24 protein-coding genes are annotated in these 23,323 nt (G+C 63.9%); 22 read left to right on the top strand and 2 right to left on the bottom strand.

The genetic code is table 11. The features are described 5' to 3' along the window. The first annotated feature begins 84 nt into the window (after positions 1-84). The 4 genes from IGS61_RS06440 to IGS61_RS06425 are packed head-to-tail and all read left to right on the top strand — an operon-like array spanning position 85 to position 2,847. Positions 85-1,662: a sensor histidine kinase gene (locus IGS61_RS06440; protein ID WP_230538848.1), complete on the top strand. Its 1,578-nt coding sequence runs from the start codon at positions 85-87 to the stop codon at positions 1,660-1,662. Between the two features lie 20 nt (positions 1,663-1,682). Continuing rightward, a complete protein-coding gene (locus IGS61_RS06435; protein WP_230538847.1) occupies positions 1,683-2,270 on the top strand; it encodes a DUF1697 domain-containing protein in 588 nt (195 codons plus the stop codon). Beyond that, positions 2,270-2,671 (top strand): DUF3224 domain-containing protein, encoded by a 402-nt coding sequence (locus tag IGS61_RS06430; protein ID WP_230538846.1) that lies wholly within the window; start codon positions 2,270-2,272, stop codon positions 2,669-2,671. Before IGS61_RS06435 ends, IGS61_RS06430 begins: the two co-directional genes overlap by 1 nt. After that, positions 2,668-2,847 (top strand): hypothetical protein, encoded by a 180-nt coding sequence (locus IGS61_RS06425; protein ID WP_077408453.1) that lies wholly within the window; start codon positions 2,668-2,670, stop codon positions 2,845-2,847. The genes IGS61_RS06430 and IGS61_RS06425 overlap by 4 nt, the downstream gene beginning before the upstream one ends. 82 nt (positions 2,848-2,929) lie before the next feature. Here the strand turns inward: IGS61_RS06425 and IGS61_RS06420 are convergent, their stop codons facing one another. After that, positions 2,930-3,340: a hypothetical protein gene (locus IGS61_RS06420; RefSeq protein ID WP_230538845.1), complete on the bottom strand. Its 411-nt coding sequence runs from the start codon at positions 3,338-3,340 to the stop codon at positions 2,930-2,932. A gap of 331 nt (positions 3,341-3,671) precedes the next feature. Here IGS61_RS06420 and IGS61_RS06415 point away from each other — a divergent pair, with 331 nt between their 5' ends. Genes IGS61_RS06415 through IGS61_RS06400 form a run of 4 tightly spaced genes read left to right on the top strand, consistent with a single transcriptional unit; the run spans position 3,672 to position 5,798 of the window. Further along, positions 3,672-4,025, top strand: a complete 354-nt coding sequence (locus IGS61_RS06415; protein ID WP_070310209.1) for an ArsR/SmtB family transcription factor — start codon at positions 3,672-3,674, stop codon at positions 4,023-4,025. A 7-nt stretch (positions 4,026-4,032) separates the two neighbouring features. Continuing rightward, entirely contained in the window at positions 4,033-4,458 is a 426-nt protein-coding gene (locus IGS61_RS06410) for a YeeE/YedE family protein (protein WP_230538844.1), read from the top strand. Positions 4,459-4,466: 8 nt separating this feature from the next. Then, complete coding sequence (locus tag IGS61_RS06405) at positions 4,467-4,898, top strand: DUF6691 family protein (protein WP_230538843.1); 432 nt, start codon at positions 4,467-4,469, stop codon at positions 4,896-4,898. A gap of 42 nt (positions 4,899-4,940) precedes the next feature. Next, entirely contained in the window at positions 4,941-5,798 is an 858-nt protein-coding gene (locus IGS61_RS06400; RefSeq protein WP_230538842.1) for a ChaN family lipoprotein, read from the top strand. 17 nt (positions 5,799-5,815) lie between these two features. Here IGS61_RS06400 and IGS61_RS06395 read toward each other — a convergent pair whose 3' ends face one another. Further along, positions 5,816-6,643: an IclR family transcriptional regulator domain-containing protein gene (locus IGS61_RS06395; protein ID WP_230538841.1), complete on the bottom strand. Its 828-nt coding sequence runs from the start codon at positions 6,641-6,643 to the stop codon at positions 5,816-5,818. Positions 6,644-6,809: 166 nt separating this feature from the next. Between IGS61_RS06395 and IGS61_RS06390 the strand changes: the two genes are divergently transcribed. The 14 genes from IGS61_RS06390 to IGS61_RS06325 all read left to right on the top strand — a co-directional run. Beyond that, positions 6,810-7,508 carry a 3-oxoacid CoA-transferase subunit A gene (locus IGS61_RS06390; RefSeq protein ID WP_230538840.1) on the top strand — a complete coding sequence of 233 codons (699 nt, stop codon included), beginning with the start codon at positions 6,810-6,812 and terminating at the stop codon, positions 7,506-7,508. Between the two features lie 10 nt (positions 7,509-7,518). After that, a complete protein-coding gene (locus IGS61_RS06385) occupies positions 7,519-8,160 on the top strand; it encodes a 3-oxoacid CoA-transferase subunit B (RefSeq protein WP_230538839.1) in 642 nt (213 codons plus the stop codon). 41 nt (positions 8,161-8,201) lie between these two features. Further along, a complete protein-coding gene (gene pcaF, locus IGS61_RS06380) occupies positions 8,202-9,404 on the top strand; it encodes a 3-oxoadipyl-CoA thiolase (RefSeq protein WP_230538838.1) in 1,203 nt (400 codons plus the stop codon). 153 nt (positions 9,405-9,557) lie between these two features. Then, a complete protein-coding gene (locus IGS61_RS06375) occupies positions 9,558-10,853 on the top strand; it encodes an MFS family transporter (RefSeq protein WP_101484721.1) in 1,296 nt (431 codons plus the stop codon). A gap of 77 nt (positions 10,854-10,930) precedes the next feature. Then, a complete protein-coding gene (locus IGS61_RS06370) occupies positions 10,931-11,626 on the top strand; it encodes a fumarylacetoacetate hydrolase family protein (RefSeq protein ID WP_230538837.1) in 696 nt (231 codons plus the stop codon). A gap of 21 nt (positions 11,627-11,647) precedes the next feature. Then, entirely contained in the window at positions 11,648-11,968 is a 321-nt protein-coding gene (locus IGS61_RS06365; RefSeq protein ID WP_442908042.1) for a thioredoxin family protein, read from the top strand. 518 nt (positions 11,969-12,486) lie between these two features. Beyond that, positions 12,487-13,785, top strand: coding sequence for an MFS transporter (locus tag IGS61_RS06360; RefSeq protein ID WP_230538835.1), 1,299 nt, complete (start codon positions 12,487-12,489; stop codon positions 13,783-13,785). 247 nt (positions 13,786-14,032) lie between these two features. After that, positions 14,033-15,052: an ABC transporter substrate-binding protein gene (locus tag IGS61_RS06355; RefSeq protein ID WP_099410802.1), complete on the top strand. Its 1,020-nt coding sequence runs from the start codon at positions 14,033-14,035 to the stop codon at positions 15,050-15,052. A 202-nt stretch (positions 15,053-15,254) separates the two neighbouring features. Further along, complete coding sequence (locus tag IGS61_RS06350) at positions 15,255-17,429, top strand: ABC transporter permease (RefSeq protein WP_230538834.1); 2,175 nt, start codon at positions 15,255-15,257, stop codon at positions 17,427-17,429. Further along, positions 17,426-18,511 (top strand): ABC transporter ATP-binding protein, encoded by a 1,086-nt coding sequence (locus tag IGS61_RS06345; protein ID WP_070220974.1) that lies wholly within the window; start codon positions 17,426-17,428, stop codon positions 18,509-18,511. Before IGS61_RS06350 ends, IGS61_RS06345 begins: the two co-directional genes overlap by 4 nt. Then, on the top strand, positions 18,508-19,341 hold the full coding sequence (locus IGS61_RS06340) for an inositol monophosphatase family protein (protein ID WP_230538833.1): 834 nt from the start codon (positions 18,508-18,510) through the stop codon (positions 19,339-19,341). The genes IGS61_RS06345 and IGS61_RS06340 overlap by 4 nt, the downstream gene beginning before the upstream one ends. Positions 19,342-19,453: 112 nt before the next feature. Further along, positions 19,454-20,548 carry a porin gene (locus tag IGS61_RS06335; protein ID WP_230538832.1) on the top strand — a complete coding sequence of 365 codons (1,095 nt, stop codon included), beginning with the start codon at positions 19,454-19,456 and terminating at the stop codon, positions 20,546-20,548. A gap of 70 nt (positions 20,549-20,618) precedes the next feature. After that, a complete protein-coding gene (iolG, locus tag IGS61_RS06330) occupies positions 20,619-21,617 on the top strand; it encodes an inositol 2-dehydrogenase (protein WP_230538831.1) in 999 nt (332 codons plus the stop codon). A 12-nt stretch (positions 21,618-21,629) separates the two neighbouring features. Further along, a partial coding sequence (locus IGS61_RS06325; RefSeq protein ID WP_230538830.1) for a bifunctional 5-dehydro-2-deoxygluconokinase/5-dehydro-2-deoxyphosphogluconate aldolase occupies positions 21,630-23,323 on the top strand: 1,694 nt, incomplete at its 3' end.

The raw sequence follows: 23,323 nt of genomic DNA, 5'->3' as shown, positions 1-23,323 counted from the left end.
TACCGTACATTTGATTCAGGCTGTTGTCCGCTGACGTCTCTGCGCCCGCGCCGCGGGCCGGCTTGGCCCGGGGAGTGTTGATCGATGGTGAGTATTCAAGTCCGGCTGACCTTGCTTTTTGTCGTGATCGTCACCCTGGTGCTGGGCATTTCGGGCAGCTATACCCAATATACCCTGAGCCAGGAACTTGAATCGGGCAGCGCGCGCCTGCGCAGCGGCGTGCTCACGCGCTTGCAGACCAGCTTGCCTTCGGCCCTGTGGGACCTCGATAAATCCAAGGTCGACAGCATCGTTGCGGCAGAAATGTTGCCGCCGGAACTGGTCGGTATCCGCGTCTATGACGCCTCGGTCGGCCTGTTCGCCGGCGAAGTGCGCGACGCGTCCGGCACCCTGGTGCCGCTGACGGACGACGTGGCCATGGGCGGCACGCCCGTCGAGGCGCCGCTGGTGTTCCGCGACGCCGTGGCGGCGGCCACGGGCGGCAAGCCGGTGATCGTCGGCAAGGTCATCGTCAATTTCAGCCGCGCGCAGATCGATGCGGCCTTGCGCGGCGAAGTGCGGCGCAAGGTGCTGGAAGTGTTGCTACTTGACATCATTTTGGTGGGCGCCCTGGCGCTCAGCCTGCGCATCGTCTTCGAACCGTTGAAACAGTTGCGCGACGGCTTGTTCGACCTGGCCACGCGCGGCAGCGATGACGTTGAAGAGTTGCCGGAAAACCGGCGCGACGAACTCGGCGACGTGATCCGCGGCTTCAATGCCGTGCAGCGCAAGCTCAAGTCCATCATCGAGGGCAGCCGCGAGGCGGAAGACATGGCGCGCCGTTCGCAGCAGGAGACGGCGCAGGCCATGGACGAGCTGCGCCGCGCGCAGGAATCGTTGCTGCAGTCGGAACGCCTGGCCTCGCTGGGCAGCCTGGTGGCCGGCGTGGCGCATGAAATCAATACGCCGGTCGGCATCGCCCTGACCAGCGCCTCGGTGCTGAAGGAAGCCACCGATCACATCAGCGCAGCGGTGGCCGGCGGCAGCGTCAAGAAGACCGATATCGTGCGCTACCTGGAAACGGCCGGCGAAAGTGCGCGCCTGATCATGAACAATGCCTACCGCGCCGCGCACCTGATCCACAGCTTCAAGCAGATCGCCGTCGACCAGGTCAGCGAGGCGCGCCGGCTGTTCGAATTGCGCGACTATATCGGTGAAGTGATCTCGAGCCTGCAGCCGACCCTGAAAAAGACGCGCATCCGCATCGATATCGATTGTCCGCCAGGCATCATGCTCGACAGCTATCCGGGCGCGCTGGCGCAGGTGCTCACCAACCTGGTCCTGAACTGCGTCGAGCACGCCTTTGATGCGGACACGGATGGCCATATCCATATCGGCGTGCACGGCGACAACGACTGGATCGCCATGCAGGTGCGCGACAATGGCCGCGGCATCGCGCCCGACATGCTCGACCGCGTGTTCGACCCGTTTGTCACCACGCGGCGCGGACAGGGCGGCACGGGCCTGGGCTTGAATATCGTATTCAACTTGATTGCCAAGCAGTTTGGCGGCACCATCACGGTCAGCAGCACGCTGGGGCAGGGCGCGACGTTCCTGCTGCGCCTGCCCAAGGTGACGCCGTTGCCGGAAGGCGCAGCCAGCGTTCCTGCCGGCCAGGCATAGGCATAGGCAAAGGGAAACACATGGTACAGCTTGAAAACAGTCAGCAAGTGGCGCTTTTGCGCGGGATCAATGTGGGCCGCGCCAAGCGCGTGGCCATGGCCGACCTGCGCAAGTTGCTGGGCGACCTGGGTTTTGCGCAGGTGCGCACCGTACTCAACAGCGGCAACGTCGTGTATGACGGCGGCAAGGTCGCGCCGGCCGAGGCCGCAGCCCGCATCGAGGAAGCGCTGGTATTGAAACTGGGCGTGGCGGCCAGGGTGACCGTGCTGTCGGCCCAGCAGTTTGCCGAACTGATCGAACAAAACACGCTGGCGCCGGCGGCCGATGCGGCCCGTTTGCTGACCTTGGTGCTGAACATTCCGGCCGACGTGCAGCGCCTGGCGCCGCTCTTGCAGCAGGCGTGGCAGCCGGAAGCGCTGGCGCTGGGGCAATGGGCCGCGTATGCCTGGTGTCCCGATGGCGTGCTGGCCAGCAAGGTGGTGGCGGCGCTGGGCGTGCTGCTGGGCGATGGCGTCACGTCGCGCAACTGGGCCACCATGCAAAAGTTACATGCGCTGCTGAACGGGCCGGAGGCGGCAGCCCCATCCTCACTCACCAAGGAGCACTGATGCCTGCCATTACAGGTACCTTCGACGTCACCATCACCCCCGAAACCTTGTCGGACACGGCCGCGCAGTCGGGGCTGGGACGCTTGTCGCTAGCCAAGCGCTACCACGGCGCCCTCGACGCCAGCGCGCAGGGCGAGATGCTCAGTGCGCGTGCCAGCGTGACCGGTTCGGCAGGCTATGTGGCGCTGGAACGGGTGGAAGGCAGCCTGGACGGGCGTCACGGCAGTTTTTATTTGCAGCACAGCGGCACGATGACGCGCGGTGCGCCCAGTCTGTCGGTGACGGTGGTGCCCGATACGGGGACGGGCCAGTTGCAAGGGCTGTCGGGCAGCCTGGCCATCCGCATCGAAGAGGGCAAGCATTATTATGATTTCACGTATGACATTGCTGAGGCGCAATGAACTGGGATATCGTCAAGGGCATCTTGATCCTGCTGGTCGCCGTCAGCGCCCTGGGCACGGCCTTCGTGCTCATTTCCGCCTCGGGCACGGACAAGGCCGCCTGCATCGCGCGTGCCCTGAAGTCAGGCATTCCTGTGGGGAATATCGAACGGGTGTGCCGCTTGCTGGATAAGTGAGCATTTACCCGCAAGGCCGCCAAAAAAATTCCGCGCAAGGCGGAATTTTTTTAACGCAACGGCATCGGCCGCCGGAGTGGGGTCAGCTATCGAATTTTTCCTGTTTTTCACCGTGCATGCTAAAGGCCAGCAAACCCAAGCCCACCAGCAGCATCGAGACCATGCTCGCTTCGGGCACGGGCGGCGGCACGTTCGTCTGCTGTACCGCAGGGGTGGCTGCGGACGGGGGCAGTGCGCCCTGGCGTGCGCCGGCGTTGCGCCAGCGCGGGGCCGCGTTGAGCGTGTTGCCCTGCGTCAGCAGGCGCGCATACGGCAGGTCCGGTGTTTCCCAGCCGGGATTGTTGCTGATGTTGTTGACGCCGAGACTCTCGTCGCTGACGATCTGATCGCTTGCTGCGCGCGGCTCGCCCGGCGTGCCGGCGCCGGTTGCCGCCGCACCTGCACTGACGGACAGTGCCAGCAAGGCCATGCATAGCGGCTGAAGTATCTTCATCTTTGACTCCCTGGTTCACCGTGCGGCGTGGCCGAAACCGGCCTGCACCTGGACGGACAATGCGCCTGTACGGGGGCGTATCACGATTTTTCTGATGAGGTCTTATTACAGCACAAATCGTGGCAATTTTGCTACGTATATTTGCTTTAAATTACGAATATTTATCATTTTGATAGCGCGAGCGCTATCGTTGCCGCACACTTTGCATGAGCACGCTATCGCCGAAAAACACTGTTGTTTTTTTGTGCGAATCGCCAGCAGGAAAACAATATATTGATTAGTATATTGTTTATCGCATGATGATCAATATGACCGCCTGTGGGAGGGCAAGATGGAGACAGTCGCAACACAACACGCCGAATACAACCTCGACGCCATGCGTGGCTCGGCCTACAAGGCCAGCTCGCTGCTCAAGGCCATGGGCAATGCCGACCGGTTGATGCTGCTGTGCCAGCTATCGCAGGGCGAGCATTGCGTCAGCGACCTCGAGCAAAAAGTGGGCATCGGCCAGCCGACCCTGTCGCAGCAGCTGGGCGTGCTGCGTGAAGAGATGCTGGTGGCCACGCGGCGCGACGGCAAGCAGATCTATTACCGCGTCGCCAGCGCGCCCGTGCTGGCTGTGCTGCAAGTGCTGTACGCGCAATTTTGCGCGCCGCGTCCCCCGTTCAACGACGAAGCCGACTGAGCTTGCCATGACGATAGCCTGGCAACACTTCACGCCATGGGCCTCGCTGGCCGGCGGCATGCTGATCGGCCTGGCGGCGGCGCTATTGATCCTGTTCAATGGCCGCATCGCCGGCATCAGCGGCATTGTCGGCGGCTTGCTGCGCCCGCGCAGTGGCGACCTGGGCTGGCGCATCGCCTTTCTTGCCGGCTTGGCCGGCACGCCCCTGCTGTGGCAGTTGTGGCAAGCCTTGCCGCCCGTGCAGATCGACGCGGGCACGCCTGCCCTGATCGCGGCGGGCCTGCTGGTGGGCGTGGGCGTGCGTTATGGCGCCGGCTGCACCAGCGGCCACGGCGTATGCGGCCTGTCGCGCCTGTCACCCCGTTCGCTGGCGGCCACGTGTGCCTTCATGGCGGCCGGTTTCCTCACCGTGTATCTGTTGCGCCATCTGTGAGCAAGCTTATGAGCAAGCTGATTCTTTCCCTGTTGAGCGGCCTCGTGTTTGGCCTGGGCCTGATCGTTTCCGGCATGAGCAACCCGGCCAAGGTGCTCGGTTTCCTCGACCTGGCCGGCGCCTGGGATCCGTCGCTGGCGCTGGTGATGGGCGGCGCCATCGGCGTGGCCTTGCCCGCGTTCTGGCTGGCGCGGCGGCGCAGCACGGCGCTGCTGGGCGACCCCATGCAATTGCCGGCGTCGCGGCGCCTCGACCGGCGCTTGCTGCTGGGCAGCCTGGCCTTTGGCGCGGGCTGGGGCATCGCCGGTTTTTGTCCCGGTCCCGCCCTCGTGTCGTTGTTGGCGGGACAGCCGAAGGCGTGGATTTTTGTGCTTGCCATGCTGGCTGGCATGGCCATCTTTGAAGAGCTGGAGCGCCGCAAGGCACCCGCGCCGGCCTGAGGCGGTACAATCTGGCGCATCGCCACTCTGGATACTGCTTACATGAAGACCGTGATTTTCCGCGCCGGCGCGCGCGCCGTCCTGCTGTGCGGCGTGCTGGCGCTGGCCGCCTGCGGCAGCTTGCTGAAAAAGGAAGCGCCGCCCCCTCCCGCGCCCGTGGCCGACGCCTTGCCCAATCCGCAAGTGCTGCTGCTTGGCGAAGTGCATGACAATGCGCAAGGCCAGCGTTTGCGCGTCGCGGAATTGCAGCGCCGCCTGGCGACCGGCTGGCGTCCCGTGATCGTCATGGAGCAATTCGACCGTGAAAACCAGGCCTTGCTGACGCGCGCCGCGCGCGATTGCGCCGACCCCGACTGCATCATCCGCGTGATGGAGCAGCCGCGCTGGGACTGGAGCTTGTACCGGCCCGTGCTCGACCTCGTCATCAGCTACCAGCTGAGCCTGGTCGCCGGCAACCTGTCGCCGGCCGACGCCTCGCGCATCGTGCGCGACGGCATCCAGTGGTCCATGCCGCCCGCCATGGCGGCCACTTACCTGGCCGCGCCCGTGCCGGCCGACATACTGGAAGGGCAAAAGAAGGAAGTGCAGGCGGCCCGCTGCAACATGTTGCCCGATATGATGGTGAGCGGTGTCGTCAACGCCCAGGTGGCGCGCGATATCTGGATGGCCAAGCTGATCCGCGACCAGGCGCCGCGCGACGTGGTGCTGATCGCCGGCAACGACCACGTGCGCAAGGATATCGGCGTGCCCCGCTGGCTGAAGCTGGCCGACCCGCAACTGAACCTGCGCAGCATCGGCTACCTGGAGCAGGGTAGCACCGGCTACCAGGGCACGTTTGACCTGACGCAAACCATGCCCGCGCAACCGCGCCCGGACCCGTGCGCGAAGTTTAAACAGTAAGATTCAAGAAGTAACTCCTACTGCTGCACCCGCACCAGGGCACTGACCCGGCTGGCCGTATCGAGCAGTTTCGGCAGGCTGTGCTCCAGCAGATGCGCCACGGACGGCCCCGCCGTCTGGCCGCTGACGTTGATCGCCGCCACCACCTTGCCGGCCCGGTCGAACACGGGCGCGGCCAGGGCGATCAAGCCCTGTTCCAGCTCTTCCTGCACCAGGCACCAGCCCTGGCGCCGCACTTGTGCAATCTCTTCCATCAAGACGTCGATGTCGACCTTGGTCGCCGGCGTGATTTTCAGCAGCGCCATCTTCGACAGCCGTTCGCGCAGCACCTCGGGCGCCAGGCCCGACAGCAATACTCTGCCCATCGAGGTGCAGTAGGCGGGCAGGCGGCTGCCGATGCCCAGGTTGATCGACATGGTGCGGTGCGCGGACAGGCGCACGACGTAGACGATATCGTCGCCGTCGAGCACGGTGGCCGAGCACGACTGGCGCAAGGTCTGCATCAATTCTTCCAGCAACGGCTGTGCCTGCGTCCACACGGGCAAGGACGATAGATACGCGTAGCCGAGGTCCAGCACCTTGGGCGTCAAACGGAACAGCCGTCCGTCCGCTTCCACATAACCGAGATGCAGCAGGGTGTGCAGGATGCGCCGCGCGCCCGCGCGCGTCAGCTGCGCCCGTTCCGCCACTTCGCTCAGGGTCTGTTGCGGCGCCTCCGCGCCAAAGCTGCGCAGCACGGCCAGGCCCCGCGCGAACGATTGCACATAGCTGTCGCCGGGACGGGGCGCGCCGTCGGCGTCCAGGCTGTCTTCGGCGGAAAGGGGCGTGCTGCGGGGTGTGGTCATGGTAATTCCAATTGGTTAAGGTGGCAATTATAGCCATGGCGCCAGCGAAAACGGCAAATTGACAAGCGCTCCGATCAGGCATATTCTCACGGATAAGTTCTAAATACGAATATTTGTTCGATATGCGAACAAATGAATTGTGAGTTTGATTGGGAGGAGACAGGCAATGATCGACAAACTGCGTTCCAGCGTGCTTGATGCGCTGGCCGATATCCACGATGGCGCCACCGTCATGATTGGCGGCTTCGGCGGCGCGGGCCAGCCGGCCGAGCTGATCGACGGCTTGATCGCCCAAGGCGCGCGCGACCTCGTCATCGTCAACAACAATGCGGGCAATGGCGACACGGGCCTGGCCGCCCTGCTGAAAAACGGGCAGGTGCGCAAGATCATCTGCTCGTTCCCCCGTCAGGCCGATTCCCACGTCTTCGATGGGCTGTACCGCGCGGGCAAGCTGGAGCTGGAACTGGTGCCACAGGGCAACCTGGCCGAGCGCATCCGCGCCGCCGGCGCCGGCATCGGCGGCTTTTTCACGCCCACGGGCTATGGCACGGACTTGGCCAAGGGCAAGGAAACGCGCGAGATCGACGGGCGCATGTATGTGTTCGAGTCGCCGATCCACGCCGACTTCGCGCTGATCAAGGCGGAGCAGGGCGACCGCTGGGGCAACCTGACCTACCGCAAGACGGCGCGCAACTTCGGCCCCATCATGGCCATGGCCGCCAAGGTCAGCATTGCCTCCGTGCATGAAGTTGCTGAACTGGGCAGCATCGACCCCGAACACGTCATCACGCCGGGCCTGTTCGTGCAGCGCATCGTGCAAGTGCCGCGCACGGCCACCGGCCCCGCCGGCTTCAAAGCTGCCTGAGGAGTATCAAATGCATAAATGGAATCGAGATCAAATGGCAGCCCGCGTGGCGGCCGACATCCATGAGGGTGCGGTCGTCAACCTGGGCATCGGCTTGCCGACCCTGGTAGCGAATCACTTGCCGGCCGGCGCGGAGATCATTCTGCACAGCGAAAACGGCGTGATCGGCATGGGCCCCGCGCCCGCGCCGGGCGAGGAAGACTACGACCTGATCAACGCGGGCAAGCAGCCCGTCACCTTGTTGCCCGGCGGCAGCTATTTCCACCATGCCGACAGCTTTGCCATGATGCGCGGCGGCCATCTGGATATCTGCGTGCTGGGCGCGTTTCAAGTGTCCGCCACGGGCGACCTGGCCAACTGGCACACGGGCGCGCCCGACGCCATCCCCGCCGTGGGCGGGGCCATGGACCTGGCCATCGGCGCGAAGAAGACGTGGGTCATGATGGAATTGCTTACCAAGGGCGGTGAAAGCAAGCTGGTGCAGGCCTGCACCTATCCGCTGACGGGCATCGGCTGCGTCAGCCGTATCTACAGCGACCTGGCCGTGCTCGACCTGGGGCCAAACGGCGCCACCGTCGTGGAACTGGCCGATGGCTTGAGTTTTGAACAGCTGCAAGCCTTGACGGCCGTGCCGCTGACGGACGGACGTTAATTCACCGCCCCTATTCAATACACTTTCTTGGAGGAAAGAACATGACCCACGCTTATATCTGTGACGCCCAGCGTACGCCCTTCGGCCGCTATGGTGGCGGACTTGCCGGCGTGCGCGCCGACGACCTGGGCGCCGTGCCCATCCGTGCCTTGATGGCGCGCAACCCCAATGTGGATTGGACGGCCGTCACCGACGTGCTGTACGGCTGCGCCAACCAGGCGGGCGAGGACAACCGCAACGTGGCGCGCATGGCCGCCCTGCTGGCGGGATTGCCCGACAGCGTGCCGGGCGCCACCCTGAACCGTTTGTGCGGCTCGGGCCTGGATGCCATCGGCAGCGCCGCGCGCTTCATCAAGAGCGGCGAAGCGGGCTTGCTGATCGCTGGCGGCGTGGAAAGCATGAGCCGCGCACCGTTTGTCATGGGCAAGGCGGACAGCGCCTTTTCGCGCGGCATGAAAATGGAAGACACGACCATCGGCTGGCGCTTCATCAATCCTTTGATGAAGGCGCAGTACGGCGTCGATTCGATGCCGGAAACGGCGGAAAACGTGGCGTCCGACTTCGGCATCAGCCGCGCGGACCAGGATGCGTTCGCCCTGGCCAGCCAGGTGAAAGCGCTGGCGGCGCAGCAGGCGGGCGTGTTCGACAGCGAAATCTGTCCCGTCAGCATTGCACAGAAGAAGGGCGAGCCCATCGTTGTCAGCCGCGACGAGCATCCGCGCGCCACCACCCTGGAAACATTGACGAAACTCAAGCCCGTCGTGCGCGCAGACGGCACGATTACGGCCGGCAACGCGTCCGGCGTCAACGATGGCGCGGCGGCGCTGCTGCTGGCCGACGAGGCGAACGCGGCCCGTTTCGGCCTGACACCGCGCGCCCGCGTGGTGGCCATGGCGACGGCCGGCGTGGCGCCCCGCATCATGGGCATCGGCCCCGCACCCGCCACCCTGAAAGTGCTGGCCATGACGGGTTTGACCCTGGCCGACTTCGACGTCATCGAATTGAACGAAGCGTTTGCCGCCCAAGGCCTGGCCGTGCTGCGCCAGCTGGGCTTGCGCGACGACGATGCGCGCGTGAACCCGAACGGCGGCGCCATCGCCCTCGGCCATCCGCTGGGCGCCTCCGGTGCGCGCCTGGCCATGACGGCCGTCAACCAGCTGCACCGCACGGGCGGGCGCTATGCGCTCTGTACGATGTGCATCGGCGTAGGGCAGGGCATCGCGCTGGTGCTGGAACGGGTCTGATTCCACGCGCCTGCAAGCGAAAAAAAGTTGCCGGCGATACGTATTAACCCGTATGTCGGGCGGCTTTTTGACCTTGATCAAGGGCGTATGATGCAAAACCAGCCCGGGCAACCCGGCTGGCGCTGGCTTTTTTACACGAACAAGAAGATTGATATGACATCCCACGATACTCCGCATGACGTTGCGCAGCTGACTTCCCAGCAGCGCATCAAGGCCATCATTGGCGCCTCTTCCGGTAACCTGGTCGAATGGTTCGACTTCTACATTTACTCGTTCTGCGCGCTGTATTTCTCGCACGCCTTTTTCCCTTCCGGTAACCCCACCACGCAGCTGCTGCAGACGGCCGGCATCTTTGCCGCCGGCTTCCTCATGCGTCCCGTGGGCGGCTGGCTGTTCGGCCGTATCGCCGACAAATACGGCCGCCGCCAGTCGATGATGATTTCCGTGCTGATGATGTGCGGCGGTTCCCTGATGATCGCCGTCATGCCGACGTATGACACCATCGGCGCCTTCGCGCCGTTCCTGCTGCTGGTGGCGCGTCTGTTCCAGGGCCTGTCCGTGGGCGGCGAGTACGGCACCAGCGCCACCTACATGAGCGAAGTGTCGGAATCGGGCAAGCGCGGCTTCTTTGCCTCGTTCCAGTACGTGACCCTGATCGGCGGCCAGCTGCTGGCGCTGCTGGTATTGGTGGTCTTGCAACAACTCTTGACCCTGGAAGAGCTGCGCGCCTGGGGCTGGCGCATCCCGTTCGTCTTTGGCGCCCTGGCGGCCCTCGTCTCGCTGAACCTGCGTAAATCCCTGACGGAAACGACGACCGCCAGCGAACGCAAGGACAAGGACGCGGGCAGCCTGCGCGGCTTGCTCAAGCACAAGCGGGCGTTTATTACCGTGCTGGGCTTTACGGCTGGCGGCTCGCTCGTGTTCTACACGTTCACCACCTACATGCAGAAATACCTGGTCAACACGGCCGGCATGGACACCAAGACGGCCAGCGCCGTCATGACGTGCGCCTTGCTCGTCTACATGATTCTGCAGCCGGTGTTCGGCGCCTTGTCCGACCGCATCGGCCGCCGCACCTCGATGCTGTTCTTCGGCGGCCTGGCCACCCTGTGCGTGTTGCCGATCATGCATGCCTTGAAGGATATTTCCAGCCCGTACGCGGCGTTTGGCCTGATCATCATCGCGCTGGCCATCATCAGCTTCTACACCTCGATCAGCGGCTTGATCAAGGCGGAAATGTTCCCCGTCGAAGTGCGCGCGCTGGGCGTGGGCCTGTCGTATGCGGTCGCCAACGCCATGTTCGGCGGTTCGGCCGAATACGTGGCGCTGCAGTTCAAGGCCTGGCACGTGGAAGAGTATTTCTATTGGTATGTGACCATCATGTGCCTGATTTCCTTCATCGTCGCCATCCGCATGCCGGACCCGAGCCGCTCGGGACTGCTGAAGTAACGTTGTCGTAAAATAGGGGGACACTGCGGTGTCCCTTTTTCATCGCCGCCTTTTTATCGTGCCGATCAGGAGTTTGCATGTCGTATGTCATTCCCGCACCGATTCAGCCCAGCGTTCCCGTCAGCGGCAGCGTTGATACTTTCCCCGTCCACCGCATCTATTGCGTGGGGCGCAACTATGTGGACCACGCCAAGGAAATGGGCCACACGGGCCGCGAGGCGCCGTTTTTCTTCATGAAACCAAACGACGCCGTGCTGCCCGTGCCTGCCGGCACGACGGGAGAATTGCCATACCCGGCGCAGACGCAGGATTTCCAGCACGAGATGGAACTGGTGGTGGCCATCGGCAAGGGCGGCAGCGATATCGGCGTGGCCGATGCGCTGAGCCATGTGTGGGGCTATGCGATCGGCCTGGACATGACGCGCCGCGACGTGCAGGGCGCGGCGAAAAAGCTGGGCCGTCCGTGGGAGACGGGCAAGGCCTTCGAACACTCGGCGCCCATCGGCCCCATCACCCCGGCCGCGCAGGCGGGCGATATCAGCCATGCTGCCATCACTCTGCGCGTGAATGATGATCTGCGTCAAAGCAGCAGCATCGATATGCTGATCTGGAACGTGGCCGAAACCATCGCCGACCTGTCGACCTATTTCACCTTGCAGCCGGGCGACCTCATCTACACGGGCACGCCGGCCGGCGTGGCGGCCGTGCAGCGCGGCGACGAACTGGTGGGCGCCATCGATGGCCTGGGCGAATTGCGCGTGAAAGTGGTCTGAGTGGACAAGGAGAGCGGCATGATGAGCGACAGCTATTCTGTAGCGCAACCGACGCGCGCCGAGATCGACGCGCTGGCGGGCCCGGCCCTGCTGGAGTTCGGCACGGGCTGGTGCGGCCACTGCCGCGCCACTCAGGCGCCGCTGGCCGCCGCGTTGGCGCAATATCCCGGGGTGCCGCACCTGCGCGTGGAAGACGGCCCCGGCCGCGCGCTGGGGCGCTCGTTCCGGGTGAAACTGTGGCCGACCCTGATTTTCTTGAAAGATGGCCAGGAAGTGGCGCGCCTCGTGCGCCCGCTCGACAGCGCGGAGATCGGCAAGGCGTTCGCCCTGATCGAGGTGTAGGCGGTTTGCATCATTTCTTGCCGCACCGCAGCACTGCGCGTATGATAAGCCGCTTACAGCAAGATCAACCGCATCCTTCGTGATGCAGCGCGATCATCGCCGGCCCGCTCCACCCGGAGGGGCCGCAGGCAAGGATTCACCACAAATGACCGATGCCGCGATGCCGACGCGCGGGTCTGGTACGGAATGCCTGGCGATACGCCGGGCCTGATACACGTCGCCCATCCCCTGACGCCTTTCCTGCCGTGCCCCGGGTAACCGGATGGCGCACGACCGTTGTTTCTCTAAATCAGCACTGATCACGGCGCGTTAGCGCGCGTTGGTACACCGTTGTCTGCCGTTAACAACGGCGTGTTGTGGCGTGGAATTTGTTTGCAAATTTCATAGCAAATTCGCAGCAAATACGTCCACGCACAGCTATGATATGTGAACCGCGCGCCTAGACAACGTGCTGTGCTGCTGCCTGAAAAAACATCCAGAGAATGGCCTTTAGACACCCTCCCCAAGGAGCGCAGTAAATGAGTAAGCCCCGGAGCACCCCCCCCAAGAAAAATTCCCCCGGCACGGTGCTGTTCGCCAGCCTGATCGGCACCACCATCGAGTTCTTTGATTTTTATATCTACGCCACCGCCGCCGTGCTGGTGTTCCCGAAACTGTTCTTCCCCGCCGGCGACCCGTCGGCCGCCGTGCTGCAGTCGCTGGCCACGTTCGCCATCGCCTTCTTCGCCCGCCCCATCGGCTCGGCCGTATTCGGCCACTTCGGCGACCGCATCGGCCGCAAGGCGACCCTGGTGGCCGCCTTGCTGACCATGGGTATCTCGACCGTCATCATCGGTTTGCTGCCGACGTATGCCGCCATCGGCACCCTGGCGCCGCTGCTGCTGGCGCTGTGCCGTTTCGGCCAAGGCCTGGGCCTGGGCGGCGAGTGGGGCGGCGCGGTGCTGCTGGCAACCGAGAATGCGCCACCGGGCAAACGCGCCTGGTACGGCATGTTCCCGCAGCTGGGCGCGCCGATCGGCTTCTTCCTGTCGGGCGGCATCTTCCTGCTGCTGAGCGAAACCATGACCGATGAACAGTTCTTCAGCTACGGCTGGCGCATCCCGTTCCTCGCCAGCGCGCTGCTGGTCATCGTCGGCCTGTACGTGCGCCTGAAGATCACGGAAACGCCGGACTTCCAGAAAGTCATCGATAAGAACGAAGTCGTCAAGCTGCCCGTGGCCACCGTGTTCCGCCAGCATGGCCGCATGTTGTTCCTGGGCACCATCATCGCCCTGGCCACCTTCGTGCTGTTCTACCTGATGACGGTGTTCGCACTGAGCTGGGGTACGACCAAGCTGGGCTTCACGCGCAAGGAATTCCTCGTCGTGCAACTGTTTGCCGTACTGTTCTTCGCCCTGACGATTCCGTTTTCGGCCGTGCTGGCCGACCGCCGCGGCCGCCGCGCCACCCTGATCTGGGTTTCCGTCGCCATCGCCATCTTCGGCCTGGTGCTCGCGCCCATGTTCGGCTCGGGCGTGACGTGGGAAGTGACCGTTTTCATGGCCGTCGGCCTGGGCTTGATGGGCATGACCTACGGACCGCTGGGCACGATGTTGTCCGAACTGTTCCCGCCCGAAGTGCGCTACACGGGCGCCTCGCTGACGTTCAACCTGGCCGGCATCCTGGGCGCCTCGCTGGCGCCGTACATCGCCACCTGGCTGGCCACGAACTATGGCTTGCAGTACGTGGGCTATTACCTGTCGCTGGCGGCCGTGCTGACCCTGGGTGCCTTGTTGATGGTGGGCAAGCCACGCGCGGGCAAGGAAGCCTGGCAGTAACACCCCTCTGACCCCACCGGTCCCGAAAGCCGCCAGCTGCAACCAGCTGGCGGCTTTTTTTGTCGGTAAAACGCCACGCCGCACGCCTGCCGAGATTCTTGTTGACAGTCAAAATCGGCTGGTGGTAAGGTGTGCACACGTGTGCAATACAGTGCAAGGCCTTAGAAAGCACATCCCGGGACAGTGACACCGCAAGATAGCGGTGCGGTCTGAAGTACCACAACGATAACGAACTTGGAGTGAGACGATGAAGATGCGCAATGTTGCGATTGCTATAAGCCTGGCCCTGCCGATGACGGCCATGGCCGCCGAGGAACGCCTGTCCGTGCTGTGCTCGGCCGATATGGAATGGTGCCAGCTGATGAAGAACCGCTTCGAGGCGGAAAGCAAGATCAAGGTATCGATGATCAGGAAGAGCGCGGGGGAAGCCTACGCGAAGATCCGCGCCGAAGCGTCGAACCCGAAATCGGACATCTGGTGGGGCGGCACGGGCGACCCGCACCTGCAAGCCGCCGCCGAAGGCTATACGGAAGAATACAAGTCGCCCACCCTGCCCAAGCTGCAGCCGTGGGCGCTCAAGCAGGCCGAGACGGCCAAATACCGCACCGTCGGCATCTATATCGGCATCCTGGGCCTGGCCTACAACGAAAACGTGCTGAAGAAGAAAAACCTGCCGCCGCCCCAATGCTGGAAAGACCTCGTCAAGCCCGCCTACAAGGGCGAGATCGAGATGGCTAACCCGAACTCCTCGGGCGCCGCCTACAATGCGCTGGCCACCGTGGTGCAGCTGTTCGGCGAAGAGGAAGCCTTCGATTTCCTGGCGAAAATGGGCCAGAACGTCAGCAAGTATCCGAACGCGGGCGTGGCGCCGGGCGAGGACGTGGGCCGCGGCGAAGCGGGCGTGGCCATCGGCTTCATGCATGACCTGATGAAACTCACCGTGGCCGGCTTTCCCGTGAAGGTCTTGCCGCCCTGCGAAGGCACGGGCTACGAGATCGGCTCGATGAGCATCGTCAAGGGCGCGAAAAACATGGAACAGGCAAAGAAATTCTATGAATTCGCCCTGCGTCCCGACGTGCAGAGCGAAGCCGTCAAGGCGCTGGCCTTCCAGATCCCGTCCAACGCGGCCGCCACCATTCCCGCCGCCTCGCCGCGCCTGGAAAACATCAAGACCATCAACTACGACTTCGCCAAGTATGGCGCGTCGGACACGCGCAAGCGCTTATTACAACGCTGGACGACACAGATTTATTCTGCCGGCAATTAACGCGCGCCAAAACTTACTGCGCGTCGCGATTTGCAGCCTGCGATGCTCACTGTGCTAGCGCACAGCTGCGCGTCTCGGCCGCAACTCACTGCCGCTCGCTACAGTTTTGGCAGGCGTTAAACCTATATAAATTGTTCAAAACGTCTGGAAACAGAGCGCATCGCGCAACAGAATTTCAGACGTTCATAGTTGGATGAAACTCATGAAAAAGATATTTTACGGCTGGCTGCTGGCCGCTTTGGCAGCGTTGTGCCTGTTGCCCTGGCAGCAGCAGGAAGCGGGCCTGTTCGCCGGCGAATGGCTGCGCGACGGCCAGTTCTTCAGTGAACGTGGCGCACCGGCCGTGCTGCACGTGCTGTCGTTCGGCGCCTGGCCGCTGGGCGTGTTCTTTGCCCTGATCGCCGCCAGCACCGCGCTGGTGGCCGGCAATCCCCACCGCAAGACCCTGGGCCAGGGCCAGATCGCCCTCGGCGGCGCGGGCCTGCTGTGGCTGGCATGGCTGGGCTGGGGGCCGCTGGCCGCCGGCACCGGCCTTGGTTTCGGCGCGCTGCTGCTGGCGCTGTGCCTGCTGTTCCTGCTGACCTCGGGCGCCGCCGCCTGCGGCGTGTGCCGCGGCGACGCCTTCGTGGCCGGCGCCATCGGCCTCATCATTTGCCTCATTTCCCTGTTCGTGCTGTTCCCCGTCGCGCTGATCCTGGTGAGCGCCGGCCAGCCCCTGGACGATGGCGGCACGGGCGCCGCCGCCCTGGCGCGCCGCCTGGCGGATCCCGGCATCTGGAGCCTCAATTGCGTGGCCGGTCCCGGCCGCTGCGGCGTGGCCTGGAATACCCTGGCGCTGGCCTTGCTGACGGGCGTGTCGGCCACCTTCCTCGGTCTCGTCTTCGCCCTGCTGGTGACGCGTACCAATGGCCGCTGGGTACGCCCCATGCGCGCCATCACCATCTTGCCGATCGTCACGCCGCCCTTCGTGCTGGGCCTGGCCCTGATTTTGCTCTTCGGCCGCAACGGCGCCATCACGGGCCTCGTCGGCGAGTTGTTTGGCATCGAGCAAAGCCGCTGGCTGTATGGCATGACGGGCGTGTGGCTGTCGCAGATGCTGGCCTTTGCGCCGATCGCCTTCATGACGTTGATCGGCGTGGTGGAAGGCGTCAGCCCCTCGCTGGAAGAAGCGTCGGGCACCCTGGGCGCCAGCAGCTGGCAAACCTTCGTCAAGGTCTCGCTGCCGCTGATGCGTCCCGGCATCGCCAATGCCTTCTTGCTGTGCTTTATCGAAAGCATGGCCGACTTCGGCAACCCGATGGTCTTGGGCGGCAACTTCCACGTGCTGTCGACGGAAATCTTCTTTTCCGTGGTGGGTGCCTCGAACGATCAGGGCCGCGCGGCGACTTTGGCCATCGTGCTGCTGACGTTTGCCGTGGGTGCCTTCTTCATCCAGAACCTGTGGCTGGGCAAGAAATCGTATGTGACGGTGACGGGCAAGGCCGACCACGGCGGCCACGCCTCGCTCAACCCGCGCCTGAAAACCACCCTGTGGACCATCGCCCTGCCATGGTTCGCCTTCACGGCCCTGATCTACGGCACGGTGGTGGCGGGCGGCTTCGTGAATAACTGGGGCCAGGACAATGCCTTCACCTTGCGCCATTACATCGACGCCTTCGGCATCACGGCGGGCGCTGCCGGCTGGCACTGGACGGGCCAGGCCTGGCCGTCGCTGTTCACCACCTTGACAATTTCGGCCATCGCCGCGCCCTTGACGGCCTTTGTCGGCATCCTGTCGGCCTGGCTGCTGGTGCGCCAGCAATTCGCCCTGAAGAGTGCGTTCGAGTTCGGCACCATGCTCAGCTTTGCCATTCCCGGCACCGTCATCGGCATCAGCTACATCCTGGCGTTCAACTCGGCGCCGATCGAGTTGACGGGCACGGCGACGATTCTGATCCTGTGCTTTGTCTTCCGCAACATGCCGATGGGATTGCGCACGGGCATCGCCGCCATGCGCCAGCTCGACGGCAGCCTGGACGAGGCGTCGATCACCCTGGGCGCCAGCAGCTGGACCACCATGCGCAAGGTCATCCTGCCGCTGCTGCGCCCGGCCATCGCCTCGGCCCTCGTGTATGGCTTCGTGCGTTCGATCACGTCGATCTCGGCCGTCGTCTTCCTCGTCAGCGCCGATTACGACATGGCCACGTCCTACATCATCGGCCTGGTGTCGAACGGCAACTACGGCACGGCGATCGCCTATGCCACGGTGCTGATCGTCATCATCCTGCTGTGCATCCAATTGATCCATTTGCTGGTCGGCAAGCGCCGCCTTCGCCGCGTCAGCGCCGAAAAAACGCTGCCGGCCGCCGTTCCCAACCTGGAAAAGAGCTACGCATGAACCACTTTACTACCCAAGCAACAGAGCTTGCCGCGCTGGAATTCGACGGTGTTACCAAGCGCTACGGCAAGGCCCTGGCCGTGAACGATGTGTCGTTCACGATCGCGCCGCGCACCATGGTCACCCTGCTGGGCCCCAGCGGCTGCGGCAAGACGTCCACCCTGCGCCTGATCGCGGGCCTGGAACGCGTCAGCGCCGGGCGCATCCTGCTGGCCGGCGAGGACGTCACCCTGACCTCCGCCGCCGAGCGCGACGTCAGCATGGTGTTCCAGTCGTATGCGCTGTTCCCGCACATGACGGTGCTCGACAACGTGTGCTACGGCTTGACCGTCTCGGGCGAGACCAAGCCGCGCGCCATCGAACGGGCGCAGGAAAGCCTGCGCCTGGTGGGTCTGGCTGACTTTGCCGCGCGCTTCCCGAACGAGTTGTCGGGCGGCCAGCAGCAAAGGGTAGCCGTGGCCCGTTCGCTGGTGCTGCAGCCCAAGGTCTTGCTGTTGGACGAGCCATTGTCGAACCTCGACACGAAACTGCGCCGCCGCGTGCGCGACGAGATCCGCGACATCCAGGTCAAGCTGGGCTTGACGGCCGTGTACGTCACGCATGACCAGGAAGAGGCGCTGGCCATTTCCGACCAGATTATCGTCATGAACCGCCAGGTGATCGCGCAAAAGGGCACACCGCACGAGCTGTTCGAGTCGCCGGCCGACAAGTTTGTCGCCGACTTCATCTGCAACGCGAACATCGTCGATGGCGTGATCGAATCGGTGGCCGACGGCAAGGCCGTCTGCGTCATGGGCAAGCTGCGGCTGCGTCTGCCATGCCGCAGCCAGCGCAGCGGCGAAGCGAGTTTCGCCGTGCGTCCGGAAGCGATCCTGCTGTCGCCCGCACAGCCCGACAGCGCCATGGTGGTGCGCGTGGCGCGCGCCACTTACCTGGGACGCGAAATGCAATACACGCTCGAGACGCCCGTCGGCGAACTGTTTGCCGTCTCGCACGACTTGAGCCAGGTTTTCACGCAAGGCACATCGGTCGCGATGACCGTACACGAACATGGCGCAGCCATCATTGGAGGACAAGCATGACAGATATGACACAGGCAGCGGTACTGGCCGACGCGGCCACCCTGGAACGCTATGCCTACGCCCGGCACATCATCGGCCAGGCGGGCGAGATTGCGCTGGGCATGTTCCAGCGCCGCACGGAACTGGTGATCGAGGAAAAGGGCTTGCAGGACATGGTCAGTATCGCCGATCGCATGGTGGAAGACTATGTGCGTGCGCAAATCGCCGCGCGTTTTCCTGACGACGCCGTGGTGGGCGAGGAGCGGGGCGGCGGGGCGTCGGACGCGCGCTGCGTGTGGGTCATCGATCCCATCGACGGCACGGCCTGTTTCGTCAACGGCATGCTGGCCTGGTGCGTGTCGATTGGCGTGCTGGTCGACGGCCAGCCCGCCATCGGCGCCGTGTACGACCCGAATGCGGACGAGCTGTTCCACGCCTGCCTGGGGCAAGGCGCGCATGTGACGGCGAAGGCGGGCGAAACGCGGCTGCGCATCAACGACGTGGCCAGCCTGCAGGGCGGCGTGCTGGGCGTGGGCTTTTCGCACCGCGTGGGCACCGATACCTTTTTGCCCTTTCTGCTCGACGTGCTGGAAGAGGGAGGCATGTTCATCCGCAACGGTTCCGGCGCGCTGATGATCGCCTACGTGGCGGCCGGGCGCCTGATCGGCTATTTCGAGCCGCACATCAATTCCTGGGATTGCCTGGCGGGCATCGTGCTCGTCAATGAGGCGGGCGGGCGCTGCAATGATTTCCTGGCCGATAACGGCCTGGAAAAGGGCAACCCCATCCTGGTGGGTGGCCCCCGCCTGTATCCGCAACTGGCGGCGCTGGCCTTGCCGCGTTGTACCTGAACACATTGACTGGAAAGGGAGGGCAGGCGTCCGGCGAGGGGCGCATGTAGTGGCAACACGCTGTCGAGCATCATGAGTAATCCACCACCATAAAAACAAGCAGGAGACAAAAATGAAAAACGGGATGAACACCATGCAGTTGAACAAGATCGCCGCCGTATTGTTGCTGGTCGCACCAGGCTGCGTGCTGGCCGAATCGAGCGTCGTCGTGTACGGCCGCATCCACGCGGGCTTCGACCGTATCGAAACGTCGAGCTCGGCCACGGCGCCGAATGGCGAGTCGGTGTCGCGCGTATCGGACAATTCCTCGAAGATCGGCTTCCGGGGAAGAGAAGACTTGGGCAATGGCAACACGGCCTTCTTCCAGATCGAGGGCAACGCCAAGCTCGACGATGGCACGGGCGCCATCAATAGCAAGGATACCTTTGTCGGGCTGGAAAACCCCGCCTATGGCCGCATCGCGCTGGGCCGCTTCGCCACGCCGATCCGCCAGATCAACGGCTATACCAACCGTTTCGTGGGCGAAGGCATCCAGGATGACGCCAACATTTCGCAGCTGGGCGGCGAAGGCTTCAACCGCCGCAGTTCGAACGCCGTCAGCTACCGCACGCCCGTGGTGCAAGGCTTCAGCGCCACGATTTACCGCGCCAGCGAAAACGAGGCATCGAACGGCGACCGCATCTATTCGGGCATCGTGCAATACGCAAACGGTCCCGTGAAGGGCGCCGTCGGCTATGAAAAGCACAAGGACTTGCGTCCCGGCTTCAGCGAAAAGATGTTCCGCGCCGTGGGCAATTACAACTTCGGCGGCGGCGACGTGGGCGTGGCCTGGAACCGCATGGTGTATGACGTGGCCGGCGGCGACTTGCAGCGCGACTACTTCACCATCACGGGCGCCTACAAGGCGGGCGGCGGTGCCTTCATCGGCCGTTTCGGCGTGGCAGGCGACGTGTCGGGCAGCGCGCCCAACGGCAGCAGCGTGACCATCAAGGCCACCACCCTTGTGCGCGGCGACGACAGCGGCGCCAAGCAGGCGACTTTGGGCTACGAGTATTACTTGTCCAAGCGCAGCACCGTCTACGCCTACTACACGCAAACCAATAACGACAAGAATGCCAACTACACGTTTGGCGGCAATGCCTTCGCCGCCACCAAGAAGGGTGCCAAGCTCAGCGGCGTAATGCTGGGCGTCATCCACCTGTTTTAACTTTTTTAGCCCGGATTTGCACACGTGTGCATTTCCGGGCAGCGTATTACCGACTATCAAGGAGATGGAAATGATTCAAGTGGCATTGTTCGGCGCCGGGCGCATCGGCCGCATTCACGCCGGCAATCTGGTACGCCAGCCCGGCGTGCGCCTGAAATACGTGGTCGACGTGCATGCGGACGCAGCGGCGGAAGTGGCGGCCCTGCACGGCGCCAGCGTGGCCAGCGTGGCCAGCGTGGACACTGTGCTGGCCGACCCGGCAGTCAAGGCCGTGCTGATCGCGTCGAGCACGGATACGCACGCGGACCTGATCGTGCGCGCGGCCGCCGCCGGCAAGGCCATCTTTTGCGAAAAGCCCGTCGACCTGACCCTGGAACGCGCGCGCGCCGCCGCCGCTGCCGTCCAGGACGCGGGCGTGATGTGCATGATCGGCTTCCAGCGCCGCTACGACCCCACGTTTGCCGCCGTCAAGCAGCGCATCGCAGCGGGCGAGATCGGCACGCCGGAGATGCTCATCGTCACCAGCCGCGATCCGGGGCCGCCACCCGTCAGCTACATCCAGGTGTCGGGCGGCATCTTCAAGGATATGCTGATCCACGATTTCGACATCTTCCGCTGGATACTCGATGATGAAGCCGTCAGCGTGCACGCCACGGGCAGCTGCCTCGTCGATCCGGCCATCGGCGCCGCGGGCGACCTCGATTGCACGGCTGTGACCCTCCGCACGGCGAAGGGACGCTTGTGCCAGATCAACACGACGCGCCGCGCCGCCTACGGCTACGACCAGCGTTTCGAAGTGCTGGGCAGCGCCGGCATGCTGCAGGCGGGCAACCACAAGCCGACGGAAGTGACGGCCTATGGCGCCGTGAACGTCAGCGTGGACAAGCCGGAAGACTTTTTCCTGGAACGCTACCGCGCCGCCTACGCCAGCGAAATGGCGCACTTTTTCGACGCCTTTGCCCATGGCGCAGCGCTGCGCACCACCGTCCACGATGGCTTAAAAGCCCTGGAACTGGCCGAAGCGGCCACCGTGTCGTGGCGCGAGCAACGCATCGTGCAACTGTCATAAGGAAACAATGCCATGAAGAATACGACTGAATTTGCCCAGGGCCGCGCGCTCGACGTGATCTGCCTGGGCCGCCTGGCGGTGGACCTGTATGCGCAGCAGATCGGCAGCACCCTGGAAGACGCCACCAGTTTCGCCAAGTACCTGGGCGGCTCGTCGGCGAATATCGCCTTCGGCACGGCCCGGCTGGGCTTGAAGTCCGCCATGCTGTCGAAAGTGGGCGACGACCACATGGGCCGTTTCCTCATCGACACCTTGTCAAAGGAAGGCTGCGACGTCAGCCACGTCGGCATCGACCGCGACAGGCTCACCGCCCTCGTCATGCTGGGCATCAAGGATAAAAACACCTTCCCCCTGATTTTCTACCGTGAAAATTGCGCCGACATGGCCATCGACGCATCCTTGGTGGATGCGGCCTTCATTGCCTCGAGCAAGGCGCTGTTGATCACCGGCACGCATTTTTCGACCGCCGCCATGCACGCCGTCAGCACGCAGGCATTGAAACTGGCCCACGCGAATAACGTGCGCACCGTGCTCGACATCGATTACCGGCCCGTGCTGTGGGGCTTGTCGGGCAAGGCGGACGGCGAAACGCGTTTCGTCTCGAACGAAGGTGTGACGAAACACTTGCAGGCGATCTTGCCGCAGTTCGACCTGATCGCCGGCACGGAAGAGGAATTCATGATCGCCGGCGGCGGCGCGGACATTATGGCGTCCTTGCGTGCCGTGCGCAAGGTAAGCAGTGCAACCCTGGTGGTCAAGCGGGGGCCGCTGGGCTGCGCCGTCATCGAGTCGGCCATTCCGGCCGGTCTCGATCAGGCGTTCAACTATCAGGGCGTGCGCGTGGAGGTCTTGAACGTGCTCGGCGCGGGCGACGCTTTTCTTTCCGGTTTCCTGAAAGGCTGGCTGCGCGGCGAGGATTACGAAGCGTGCTGCCGCTACGCGAACGGCTGCGGCGCTCTGGTCGTGTCGCGCCATGGTTGCGCGCCGGCCATGCCGTCGCCTGTCGAACTCGATTATTTCCTCGCCAACGCGGCGAAACTGTCCCGTCTTGACCAGGACGCCACCCTGGCGCGCCTGCACCGCACAACGGTGGCGCGTAAACAGTGGAATGAGCTGTGCGTGTTCGCTTTTGACCACCGCACGCAATTCTTTGAGCTGGCCCAGCAGGGCGTGAGCGACGAAACGCGGATTTCAAAGCTCAAGCAACTGTTCGTGCAAGCCGTGGGCCAGACGGAGGCGGCACGCGGCTTGCAGGGCGGCACGGGCGTGTTGATCGATGACCGCTATGGCGTCGATGCGCTCAACGACGCGACGGGACGCGGCTGGTGGATAGGCCGTCCCGTCGAGATGCCGGGCTCGAATCCCTTGCAATTCGACTGGGGCCGTTCGCTGGCGTCGCGGTTGACGCAGTGGCCGAAAGAGCACGTCATCAAGTGCCTGGTGCAGCTGCACCCCGACGATACGCCGGAAAACCGCCTGGAGCAGGAAGCGCAAATCAAGGGCTTGTACGACGCCGCGCAAGTCACGGGCCATGAATTGCTGCTGGAAATTATTCCTGCCAAGTCCCTGCCCCAGCATGACGATACCGTGTATCGCGCCGTCAAGCGCCTGTACAACCTCGGCATCTATCCGGAATGGTGGAAGCTGGAAAGCATGTCGGCCAAGCAATGGCAAGCCATCGATGCCCTCGTGCACGAGCGCGATCC

This window comes from Janthinobacterium sp. FW305-129, assembly GCF_020858115.1.
In the GTDB taxonomy this organism is placed as follows: domain Bacteria; phylum Pseudomonadota; class Gammaproteobacteria; order Burkholderiales; family Burkholderiaceae_D; genus Janthinobacterium.
This window is presented reverse-complemented; position numbering and strand designations above follow the sequence as displayed.

Excerpts from the sequence above, each read along its gene's own strand:
- IGS61_RS06375 (WP_101484721.1), top strand. The coding sequence starts at position 9,558 with ATGACATCCCACGATACTCCGCATGACGTTGCGCAGCTGACTTCCCAG.
- IGS61_RS06435 (WP_230538847.1), top strand. The coding sequence starts at position 1,683 with ATGGTACAGCTTGAAAACAGTCAGCAAGTGGCGCTTTTGCGCGGGATC.
- IGS61_RS06355 (WP_099410802.1), top strand. The coding sequence starts at position 14,033 with ATGAAGATGCGCAATGTTGCGATTGCTATAAGCCTGGCCCTGCCGATG.
- IGS61_RS06340 (WP_230538833.1), top strand. The coding sequence starts at position 18,508 with ATGACAGATATGACACAGGCAGCGGTACTGGCCGACGCGGCCACCCTG.
- IGS61_RS06410 (WP_230538844.1), top strand. The coding sequence starts at position 4,033 with ATGACGATAGCCTGGCAACACTTCACGCCATGGGCCTCGCTGGCCGGC.
- IGS61_RS06350 (WP_230538834.1), top strand. The coding sequence starts at position 15,255 with ATGAAAAAGATATTTTACGGCTGGCTGCTGGCCGCTTTGGCAGCGTTG.
- IGS61_RS06420 (WP_230538845.1), bottom strand. The coding sequence starts at position 3,340 with ATGAAGATACTTCAGCCGCTATGCATGGCCTTGCTGGCACTGTCCGTC.
- IGS61_RS06425 (WP_077408453.1), top strand. The coding sequence starts at position 2,668 with ATGAACTGGGATATCGTCAAGGGCATCTTGATCCTGCTGGTCGCCGTC.
- IGS61_RS06440 (WP_230538848.1), top strand. The coding sequence starts at position 85 with ATGGTGAGTATTCAAGTCCGGCTGACCTTGCTTTTTGTCGTGATCGTC.
- IGS61_RS06360 (WP_230538835.1), top strand. The coding sequence starts at position 12,487 with ATGAGTAAGCCCCGGAGCACCCCCCCCAAGAAAAATTCCCCCGGCACG.
- IGS61_RS06400 (WP_230538842.1), top strand. The coding sequence starts at position 4,941 with ATGAAGACCGTGATTTTCCGCGCCGGCGCGCGCGCCGTCCTGCTGTGC.
- IGS61_RS06385 (WP_230538839.1), top strand. The coding sequence starts at position 7,519 with ATGCATAAATGGAATCGAGATCAAATGGCAGCCCGCGTGGCGGCCGAC.
- IGS61_RS06370 (WP_230538837.1), top strand. The coding sequence starts at position 10,931 with ATGTCGTATGTCATTCCCGCACCGATTCAGCCCAGCGTTCCCGTCAGC.
- IGS61_RS06430 (WP_230538846.1), top strand. The coding sequence starts at position 2,270 with ATGCCTGCCATTACAGGTACCTTCGACGTCACCATCACCCCCGAAACC.
- IGS61_RS06335 (WP_230538832.1), top strand. The coding sequence starts at position 19,454 with ATGAAAAACGGGATGAACACCATGCAGTTGAACAAGATCGCCGCCGTA.
- IGS61_RS06395 (WP_230538841.1), bottom strand. The coding sequence starts at position 6,643 with ATGACCACACCCCGCAGCACGCCCCTTTCCGCCGAAGACAGCCTGGAC.
- IGS61_RS06390 (WP_230538840.1), top strand. The coding sequence starts at position 6,810 with ATGATCGACAAACTGCGTTCCAGCGTGCTTGATGCGCTGGCCGATATC.
- IGS61_RS06405 (WP_230538843.1), top strand. The coding sequence starts at position 4,467 with ATGAGCAAGCTGATTCTTTCCCTGTTGAGCGGCCTCGTGTTTGGCCTG.
- pcaF (WP_230538838.1), top strand. The coding sequence starts at position 8,202 with ATGACCCACGCTTATATCTGTGACGCCCAGCGTACGCCCTTCGGCCGC.
- IGS61_RS06365 (WP_442908042.1), top strand. The coding sequence starts at position 11,648 with ATGAGCGACAGCTATTCTGTAGCGCAACCGACGCGCGCCGAGATCGAC.
- iolG (WP_230538831.1), top strand. The coding sequence starts at position 20,619 with ATGATTCAAGTGGCATTGTTCGGCGCCGGGCGCATCGGCCGCATTCAC.
- IGS61_RS06345 (WP_070220974.1), top strand. The coding sequence starts at position 17,426 with ATGAACCACTTTACTACCCAAGCAACAGAGCTTGCCGCGCTGGAATTC.
- IGS61_RS06415 (WP_070310209.1), top strand. The coding sequence starts at position 3,672 with ATGGAGACAGTCGCAACACAACACGCCGAATACAACCTCGACGCCATG.